The following is an 8,530-nucleotide window of genomic DNA, read 5'->3' on the forward strand; positions in this document are numbered from 1 at the left end:
GTCCGGAACGGCGCTGCCCCGGCTGAGCCGGTGTCTGCTGCGGCCCCCACTGCGCCTGACCGGCGGGAGCCGACGGGGCGAGCAGCGAACCGTTGCACCGCGGGCACCAGGCGCGCTGCCGGTCGCGAACGTTCCACCGCGTCCCGCACTGGGAACACACCTGGATCATCTGATCAGCCTAATGGGAGGAGCGGCGGGGTCCGGTTCAGACCGTGCCCACGCCGCCGTCGTCGGTCACCACGGGACGTCCCGCCCCTGCCCATGCCAACATGCCGCCGGTGACGTTGACTGGCTCGTAGCCATTGCGCGCGAGGTACTGCGCAACCCGCTGCGACCGGCCCCCGGCGTGGCAGACCACATAGAGGTCGGCGTCGGTGTCGATCTCCGCCATCCGAGCCGGAACATCGCCCATCGGGATGTGCTGGGCACCCGGTGCGTGGCCGCGCTGCCACTCGTCGTCCTCGCGCACGTCGAGCAGCACCACCCCGTCACCGGGCGTCGCGGGAACCTCACCAATCGCCGCCTGCGGCACGTCTGTGTCGTCCATGACCCCATGCTGGCACGGTCCGGCCGCCGGGGACCACCCGCCGGGAGTGTCAGCAATCGGCGGGCTATCCACAGTTTCCACAGGTTCATCCACAGAGGTGCCTCGGGTCTCACGGTGCTTGAGCGGCGATAACGGTGTGATCAACCGCAGCGCCTGGGGATAACTCTCGGCCGCCACGCCGCAGCGATCAACAGGCGCGTCACCGCACGAGCGAAATCACTCGCACGGCTAAGCAATAACATGCCCGCGGAAAACCGTCACAGACTCGATTTCCGTGCGGCGATCACCAGGGGCTATGATCGGCGTCACATGAGTCACTCTGTGACTGATCTCACTGGGGAGGTAAAAGCGTGCAGGTGAGGAACATCTGATGGCATCGTCGTCGATGAACTCGGGATCCGCGTTCCAGGAATCCGGATGGCAGTCCTCCCCGCGCGTCTACAACCGCAGCCAGCTGATGGCGTGCCTGCGGGCCGGGGTCATCGCGCTCGTGCTGCTCGGAATCCTGGCACTGATCGTCCTGTTCTGAACGCTCACCGGCTCTCGCCGGATCTCGCCGTCCAGATCACCCGGTAGGTTTCGGCCGCCTCGACCCACCCGAAATCGTGGGAGTCGGCGGCCCTCGGCGCGTTCGGGTTGTCCGAGCGTGCTTCGAACGTCACACTCCGCTCCCCGCGGTACACATCACCGACACGCTTGACGAGCCACTGCGATGACTTCGCCGGATGCCGGAAGAGTCGCAATTGGCCGCGCTGTGGGTTGTCGTCACGCAGCGCCAGCAGCCCGTCGCCGGGGTTGAGGGTCGGCCGCATGGAGTCCTCGACGACGACGAAGCCGCGTATCGGCCAGCGACGAAGAGCAGCCTGAAGCCGATGGTTACAGCGCATGAGCTAAGGGTAAGTTAGGTACATGCTGCATCGACTCTTCTCCAACGCCACCCCCGCCCATGCCCACTGCGACCTGTACTGCGGCGTCTACGACCCGGCGCAGGCCAAGATCGAGGCACTCTCGTGCCTCAAAACGCTCCAGAAGTACCACGACTCGGACGACGAGCACTTCAAGATCCGCGCAATCCTGATCAAGGAGCAGCGCGCCGAAGAGGTCAAGCATCACCTGATGGTGCTCTGGGCCGACTTCTTCACCAAGGACCACTTCGAGCAGTTCCCCAACCTGCACCAGCTGTTCTGGGACGGCGTCCACGGCGCGGGCGACGTGAAGAAGTCGCTCGATGTGGCTGTCGCAGAGAAGCTTCTGAAGACCATCGACGAGATCTCCGACATCTTCTGGCAGACCGAGAAGGCCAAGGGCATGGGGGTCTACCCGCCCGCCTGACGGCTACCCGAAGTTCCCAAACCGGCGTCGCCCGGCTCGGTCTCGCACCGGGCCGGGTTTCGTTTTTCTGCGACTGGCACTCGTGTCCACTTGCGTGCCAAGGGGCACCTGCCTCATCCTGAGCTGATCGACCCACAGTCGTGTCGGGCATTTTCATCAGGATGCCGGGAGGCGGAATGGATCTAGGATCCGGACGGGCGATCGAGATCGCGCCGTTTCATTCGCGTGGGTCCCTCAAAGGGTTTGTGGTGTCCGGCCGCTGGCCGGATTCGACAAAGGAGTGGGCGCAGCTTCTCATGGTCGCCGTGCGCGTCGCATCGCTGCCGGGATTGCTTTCCACCACAACGATTTTCGGAGTTCGCGAGGAGCTGCCGGACGAACCCGAACCCGGCACCGTCGGCCTGGTGGTGGCCGAAGGCACTGTTGTGGGTGAATCCGCCATGGCACCAGGTCATTTCGCGAACCGCCAACCACCCGCACTGCTGATGCTGCACCCTCCTTCGGAAACCACCCCGTCACTTCCCGAATGCAGCGGCGCGGCCTCGGGCTGCGTCCTGCTACCCGGACTGCCGCATCTGGGCCTGGAACACCGCGCCGCCTGGGTCGAGGCAGAGTCCGACGGCACAGTCACGTCCATGGTGAGCCGTGTCGGTGTCGACCCGATCAGCCATCCCGACACTGCGATTCTTGCGATGCTCCTTGCCGCGTAAGGGATTTCGAATCTGAATATTCGACTCACCGAACGTTGGATTCGGCTGTCCGAAATCTGCTCCTGCGCTGGCGCAGTCGCTCGTCGCCGGTTATGGTCAGTGTCATCAGCGAAGGGGAGTAGCCCCCAATCGTCGTGTCGACATACTGGCGTGAGCCCGGCCGGCGAACCGCATTCCGATCACGGGAGGCGGTGGGCGAGACCTTCGACCGAAGCCTGACCGATGGCGTGGCCTTCTGTCAGGCGGAGAGTCGAAAGGTCTCCCATGCTCACCGCCATCCTCGTCAGTCTCGCCGTGGTGTTCGTCGCCGAACTCGGCGACAAGTCACAGCTGATCACCATGACCTACGCGCTGCGCCACCGCTGGTGGGTGGTGCTGTCCGGGGTGGCGATCGCCTCGATGTTGGTTCACGGCCTGTCGGTCGCGATCGGCCATTTCCTGGGCATGACGCTGCCGGAGCGGCCCATCGCATTCGCCGCGTCCCTCGCCTTCCTGTTGTTCGCGTGGTGGACCTGGCGCTCCCGCGGCGAGGACAGTGACGACGACGTGCGGGTCGCCGAACCGCGGTTCGTGGTGTTCGCGATCGTGTCCTCGTTCGTTCTGGCCGAACTCGGTGACAAGACCATGCTCGCCACTGTGGCGTTGGCCAGCGACCACCACTGGGCCGGCGTGTGGATCGGCGCCACGATCGGCATGGTGCTGGCCGACGGCGTGGCCATCGCCGTCGGAGTGCTGATGCACAAGCGGCTTCCCGAGCGGTTCCTACACGGCCTGGCGAGCGTGCTGTTCCTCCTCTTCGGACTCTTCCTGTTCTTCAACGGCGGCCTGGGGCTCCCCTGGGTGGCGGTCGCGGTCACCGGCGCGGTGGCGACGCTGGCGGCGTCGCTCGCCCTCGTGTCGTGGGGTCGCCGCCGGCGACGCGCTGATCGGCCGGCCGAACAGGAAACTCCGGCAGAGGCGCCCGGGCATGCCACTGGCTACTGACAGTTATCCTGCCTGACTTTCGCGCGCTGACAGCTGTCGCCTGGGGTTCCACGTGGACCGGAGCACGTCGCGGATTGCGCTGAAGTGCTGTGCTCGTAAGTAGCCAGCAAACGCAAATACTTTGTTGCAGCTTCGGTGCGGGAGTTGCCCACAGTAAACTGCCAGGTCCGTCCGCCTCGATGATGCACATGGTGCGCGTACGCTTGCTACGGGACCGTTATTATTTGCTTGGCTGCACCGTGGCGGGGCGATCGAACCGTCCCGCACCACCGTCGTTCGGCCCGGGAGCGGCGGGCCGCGACGTCGATCCGCGTTAACCTATTATTCGGTTTGCACTTGGTTGTCGACACAACTGTCGCTACGATGATCAGCAAATACGCCGCCCAAGAACACCGCTCGTCTGCATGTGGAGGTCAACCCAATGAGCAATACTTTCGCCGCTCGTCTGAACCGATTGTTCGACGTGGTCTACCCGCCAGGACGGGGTCCCCACACCTCGGCCGAAGTGATCGCAGCGCTGAAGTCGGAGGGGGTCACCATGTCCGCCCCGTACCTGTCGCAGCTGCGCTCCGGCAACCGAACCAACCCGTCTGCGGCAACGATGGCGGCGCTTGCCAACTTCTTCCGCATCAAGCCGGCGTACTTCACCGACGACGAGTACTACGAGAAGCTCGACAAGGAGCTCACGTGGCTGGCCGGAATGCGTGACGAAGGTGTTCGCCGTATTGCGGCGCGCACGGTCGGACTCTCCGCCGAAGCCAAGCAGGACATCTCGCAGAAGGTCGATGAACTGCGTCGTCGCGAGAACCTGGACGCTTAGCCCGCTCGCCGGGTCTCGACAGACGCCGGCGAATCAGGCCTGCTTCTGTGGATTCTCCCCGACGTCGGCGACACCGAGGGTGAGCTGTCGGTACTGCCTGGCGATTTCGAGGATCCACTCTCGGTCCGAGTAGCTCTCCGGTTGGCGCAGCCACGCCAAACCGGGGAACTCGGCCCGCTCCCCCGCACCAGCGCCGTCGCTACCCTGGTGAATCCATCGGGCGAGAGCTGCTGCCTGGTCCTCTGGCGAGACGTCCAGTGCGGGCAGGTCAGCCAGGTCTTCCGGGTTGTCGCGATCGCCGGTTTCGGTCCCACCGCGCCCCGGCCGGGAGCCCGCGGCGTCGATGCGGTGCAGTGCCCCGTCGGCAGCGGTGGCCTCGAGGAACAGCGCATCGGAGATCAGCGACATCCGCTCGGCCACCCGGAACACCAGCGGCCCTCGTGGGCGGACACCGATCCCGACGTCGGGATGTCGGCGACCGAGTTCGTCGAGGATCGGCTGAATCGTGCGCAGTTCCCGCCTGGCGCCGAACCAGTCCTCGACACTGGGCAGCAGGGATCCGGCCGCCACGATCAGCATCGCGCACCCCAGCAGCGTCGCGGCGGCTCCGATCCCCACTCGGTCGCTGGTGCCGGCAGCGCGTAGCAGGACAAAAGCCAGCGCCATCACGATCAGGACGATCCCGATCGTGAAGACGAACAGCGCGCGCCCCCGCCTGCTGCGGTTGGAGTGCCGCAGGCCCGCCCACGCCACCAGGCTCAGAGCCAACATCACGTACAGCAGTGGAAGCAGCCAGGTCAGCGACGCGTCACCCGAGCCGAGATGGCGCCTGAGGTACTCCTCGGGCGACATCTCCGGTTGTTGACCGTTGGAGAAGAAGATGACCATGCTCGCCACCGCGATCACCGCGGCGACGCTGTACTGCGCGAGGGCGATCTTCTTGGCCACCGCCGGCGTCCGGATCGACGAGACCGTCGTGATCATCACGCAACTGCCGGCCGCGCAGGCGATCAACGCCACCTGACTCAGCCCGATCGAGATGTTGGGCCAACGCAGCAGGGTGTCGAGCAGCAGCGTCAACGGCTGCCAGTTCAGCGCCGCCACCGCACCCAGGCTGCCGAGAGCCAGGATCATCGCGGTGCTCACCAGCGACTGCTTGTTGACCAGCGCCCACCCGATCCGGAGGCCAGTGGCCAAGCCAAGCAGGCCGGCGATCACCCAGATGATCAACCAAACGCCTCTCCGAGTCGCACCTGGACGATCGACGACCGGTCCGAGGGCAGGCGCCCCAGCCGGAAGATGAGCAGCGCGGCGAAGTCCTCGGCCTCCTGCTCCTGGTCCTCACCGTTGGGGCCCATGCAGCCGGTGCGCTGATTGAGCATGTAGCCGATCAGCTCGGAGCTGGCCACCTCGGTGCTCTCCTTGGCAGCCTGAACGACGGGGATGCCGTCGTGACCGAGCACGAGGTGTCCGAGTTCGTGGGCCAGCGTCCGGTCCCAGGCGGGCAGGCCCTGTTGGATCAGGAACACGTCGTGATCCGCATACTGGCGCCACTGACCGCAGACCCCGGGCGGCAGGTCGGCGGTGGTGAGCTCGATCGGCCTGCCGCGGTTCTCACTGACCGCCTCGACCAGTCGAGGCAGCGACACCTCGCCCCGTTTCGGGGCCAGGTCGAGCACTTCGCTGACCGCGCGGGTGACGCGGCGGCTCGCAGGCATGTCTCCCCCTCTCGATGATCTCCACTATCCGCTGCCCGCCGTCGCGAGGCGAGCGATTCCCGCTAGTTCATGTACCGCCCGACACCGCTGTGGCGGACCGCATGGCCTGCTTTGGCCTGGCGGTACCCCACGAAGCCACCCGCTCCGGTGAGTACCAGAATCCCGAGCAGACCCGGCACCGCGAGCACCGCGATCTGCGCCATTCCGGCGGACCTCAAATACTCTCCGTATCCGACGCGGAAAGACGACGCGGGCAGGGTGGCAGCGCCGCCCACGGTCGCCGGTTGCGGCTCACGGACCCTGGGCGGTTCCGCAGGACCCTGGCGCGGCGCCGCCGGCAACGACGATCCACCGCCGCCCGCCGGACCGGCACCGAGACCGGTCGGCCCGGGACCCAGACCGGTCGGGGCGACAACAAGAACGGGCACGCTGACGGGAGCGCCGGAGAACCCTCCAGCCACCCCCACACCGGGCACTGTATCCACGATCTCGGGCTCGATCGGCTCCCCGACCGGGGGCGGGAACTCCGGTGGTAGGCCGACCGGTGGGACCGGGAACGGCAGCTCCACCGGAGGCCGTCCCGGATAACCGCCGTCGCTGCCCGAATGCGGCGGGTCGGTGTCGGGTTGCGGCCACGGCCACGGCCACGGCCAGCAGTCGTCTTCGCCGTCGTCACAGCACGGTGGAGGTGGTTCCTTCTCCCCGTCTTCGTCACGCGGCGGAACCTCGGGGTCGGCTTCGGCTTTCGGATCGACCGTCCCGTCGTCCGGATCGACCGTCCCGTCGTCCTCGCGGACTGCGGGTTCGGCGTCGTCGCCGGACTCCTGGTCGCCGCGGGAACCCGCGGCGCCGTCGCGCTTGTCGCCCTCACGATCGGACCTGGAGGGATCCCCCTCCGATTCCCCGGTGTCAGGGCGATCATCCGCCGATGACGCGGCGTCGGTCTGGCGACCTGACGTGTCACCGCCGGTGGTCTGCCCCGGATCGGCGACCGCAACGGCGCTGCCGACACCGCCGAAAAGCAATCCGGAGGCCGCAACGCAGGCCGCTGCGGCAACACGCGCACGCGAACCCACGTCGCCACCTGCCCTTCGACGTACCTGGTGCCGTCCGACCCCCGATGCTGGGTCGATTCTCGCACAATCGCGCACTGCGGTTTGCTGAGAAGCCCAAACGGCTTGGTTGCCGGGCCGCAGCCACCCCGGTCGGTGCCGAACGCTAGGGTTTGGTCAGCGCCGCCGCTGAATACCCGGCGGGACGTGTCGACGAAAGATCTTGGGAGGCCGCAGGGATGAGTCTGTTCAAACGACGCAAATCCCGCGCCACCCGCAGGGCCGAGGCCCGCGCGATCAAAGCGAAGGCGAAGCTCGAAGCCAGGCTGTCGGCCAAGAACGAGGTCCGTCGGTTCAAGTCCGAGCAGAAAGCCCAGACGCGAGCTCTGCGGGCCCAGCTCAACGCGCAACGCGACAGTGACCGGGCGGCGCTCAAAGTTGCTGAAACCCAGTTGAAGGCCGCTCGCGAAGGCAAGTTGTTCTCGCCCACGAAGGTTCGCAGGGCACTCACCGTGTCGCGTTTGCTGGCCCCGGTGGTGGTGCCTCTGGTCTACCGCGCGTCCATCGCCGCTCGCGGCCTGATCGACGAGCGTCGCGCCGACAAGCTGGGGGTGCCGCTGAGCCAGCTCGGGCAGTTCTCCGGGCACGGCGCCCAGTTCTCGGCGCGGATCGCAGGGGCCGAGCAGTCGCTGCGCCAGTTGACCGAGAAGAAGCCCAAGGACCCGGAGACCAAGCAGTTCGCCGCCGCCATGACCGAGCGGCTCAGCGACCTGGCGGCCGCGGTCACTGCGGCGGAGAACATGCCCACCGCACGTCGGAAAGCCGCCCACGCCGCCATCTCCGAGCAACTCGACGGCATCGACGCCGACCTGCTGGCACGCCTGGGCGTGGTCTGACAACCGAGCCGATGAGAGCACTGCAGCGCGCCGTTTCCGCCACGGTCCTTGTCCTCGCCTTCGCCGCGCTCGTCGTCGGTCTCCTCGCCGGGGCACTGACGCAGGCCGGACCGGCGTGGGCACACGCCACCCGGATCGCCGGCGATCCCGCCGAGAACACCGAACTGACCGAGCAGCCGACCCGCGTGAGCGCGACTTTCAACGAGCCGATGCAGCCCCGGTTCGCGGCGATGACGGTGATCGGACCCGACGGCGAGCAGTGGTCCGAGGGTGAACCCGGTGTCGACGGCGCGGTGATCAGCGTCGGTGTCCGCCCCGGCGGTCCCGCCGGCGAGTACACCGTGAACTACCGGGCGACCTCCGCCGACGGGCACGTCGTCACCGGGTCGTGGTCGTACCGCCTGATCGCGTCCGCCCCCGGCACCGCGCAGTCGCCGACGACGTCCGCGTCGCCCGTGGCCGCCCCCGAAC

At 67.1% G+C, this 8,530-nt stretch carries 12 protein-coding genes and 1 pseudogene; 7 read left to right on the top strand and 6 right to left on the bottom strand.

Translation table 11 applies throughout. The annotated features are described in order from the left end of the window. Together WA965_RS05305 and WA965_RS05310 are read right to left on the bottom strand one after the other, a co-directional pair. Nucleotides 1-169: pseudogene (locus WA965_RS05305) on the bottom strand (DUF4328 domain-containing protein); the annotation flags it as partial. A 36-nt stretch (nucleotides 170-205) separates the two neighbouring features. After that, nucleotides 206-547: a rhodanese-like domain-containing protein gene (locus tag WA965_RS05310; protein ID WP_526302028.1), complete on the bottom strand. Its 342-nt coding sequence runs from the start codon at nucleotides 545-547 to the stop codon at nucleotides 206-208. Nucleotides 548-917: 370 nt separating this feature from the next. Here WA965_RS05310 and WA965_RS05315 point away from each other — a divergent pair, with 370 nt between their 5' ends. Further along, a complete protein-coding gene (locus WA965_RS05315; RefSeq protein WP_178359697.1) occupies nucleotides 918-1,076 on the top strand; it encodes a hypothetical protein in 159 nt (52 codons plus the stop codon). Between the two features lie 4 nt (nucleotides 1,077-1,080). Here WA965_RS05315 and WA965_RS05320 read toward each other — a convergent pair whose 3' ends face one another. Next, nucleotides 1,081-1,434, bottom strand: coding sequence for a S26 family signal peptidase (locus WA965_RS05320; RefSeq protein WP_526302026.1), 354 nt, complete (start codon nucleotides 1,432-1,434; stop codon nucleotides 1,081-1,083). A 22-nt stretch (nucleotides 1,435-1,456) separates the two neighbouring features. Here WA965_RS05320 and sodN point away from each other — a divergent pair, with 22 nt between their 5' ends. The 4 genes from sodN to WA965_RS05340 all read left to right on the top strand — a co-directional run bounded on the left by sodN (nucleotide 1,457) and on the right by WA965_RS05340 (nucleotide 4,393). Then, a complete protein-coding gene (gene sodN, locus WA965_RS05325; protein ID WP_526302024.1) occupies nucleotides 1,457-1,879 on the top strand; it encodes a superoxide dismutase, Ni in 423 nt (140 codons plus the stop codon). Nucleotides 1,880-2,055: 176 nt separating this feature from the next. Further along, complete coding sequence (locus WA965_RS05330; RefSeq protein WP_178359695.1) at nucleotides 2,056-2,589, top strand: peptidase; 534 nt, start codon at nucleotides 2,056-2,058, stop codon at nucleotides 2,587-2,589. 264 nt (nucleotides 2,590-2,853) lie between these two features. Beyond that, on the top strand, nucleotides 2,854-3,573 hold the full coding sequence (locus tag WA965_RS05335; protein WP_526447197.1) for a TMEM165/GDT1 family protein: 720 nt from the start codon (nucleotides 2,854-2,856) through the stop codon (nucleotides 3,571-3,573). A gap of 421 nt (nucleotides 3,574-3,994) precedes the next feature. Continuing rightward, entirely contained in the window at nucleotides 3,995-4,393 is a 399-nt protein-coding gene (locus WA965_RS05340; protein WP_526301445.1) for a transcriptional regulator, read from the top strand. 33 nt (nucleotides 4,394-4,426) lie between these two features. Here the strand turns inward: WA965_RS05340 and WA965_RS05345 are convergent, their stop codons facing one another. The 3 genes from WA965_RS05345 to WA965_RS05355 all read right to left on the bottom strand — a co-directional run bounded on the left by WA965_RS05345 (nucleotide 4,427) and on the right by WA965_RS05355 (nucleotide 7,187). Further along, nucleotides 4,427-5,623 carry a hypothetical protein gene (locus WA965_RS05345; protein ID WP_526301443.1) on the bottom strand — a complete coding sequence of 399 codons (1,197 nt, stop codon included), beginning with the start codon at nucleotides 5,621-5,623 and terminating at the stop codon, nucleotides 4,427-4,429. Then, nucleotides 5,620-6,111, bottom strand: a complete 492-nt coding sequence (locus tag WA965_RS05350; RefSeq protein WP_526301441.1) for an ImmA/IrrE family metallo-endopeptidase — start codon at nucleotides 6,109-6,111, stop codon at nucleotides 5,620-5,622. The genes WA965_RS05345 and WA965_RS05350 overlap by 4 nt, the downstream gene beginning before the upstream one ends. Before the next feature lie 62 nt (nucleotides 6,112-6,173). Continuing rightward, complete coding sequence (locus WA965_RS05355; RefSeq protein WP_526301439.1) at nucleotides 6,174-7,187, bottom strand: hypothetical protein; 1,014 nt, start codon at nucleotides 7,185-7,187, stop codon at nucleotides 6,174-6,176. A gap of 215 nt (nucleotides 7,188-7,402) precedes the next feature. Between WA965_RS05355 and WA965_RS05360 the strand changes: the two genes are divergently transcribed. Both WA965_RS05360 and WA965_RS05365 read left to right on the top strand, forming a co-directional pair. Beyond that, entirely contained in the window at nucleotides 7,403-8,059 is a 657-nt protein-coding gene (locus WA965_RS05360) for a DUF6474 family protein (RefSeq protein ID WP_526301437.1), read from the top strand. Nucleotides 8,060-8,070: 11 nt separating this feature from the next. Then, a partial coding sequence (locus WA965_RS05365) for a copper resistance CopC family protein (RefSeq protein WP_526447198.1) occupies nucleotides 8,071-8,530 on the top strand: 460 nt, incomplete at its 3' end.

The sequence above is a fragment of the Mycobacterium sp. genome (genome assembly GCF_049683935.1).
Classification (GTDB): domain Bacteria; phylum Actinomycetota; class Actinomycetes; order Mycobacteriales; family Mycobacteriaceae; genus Mycobacterium.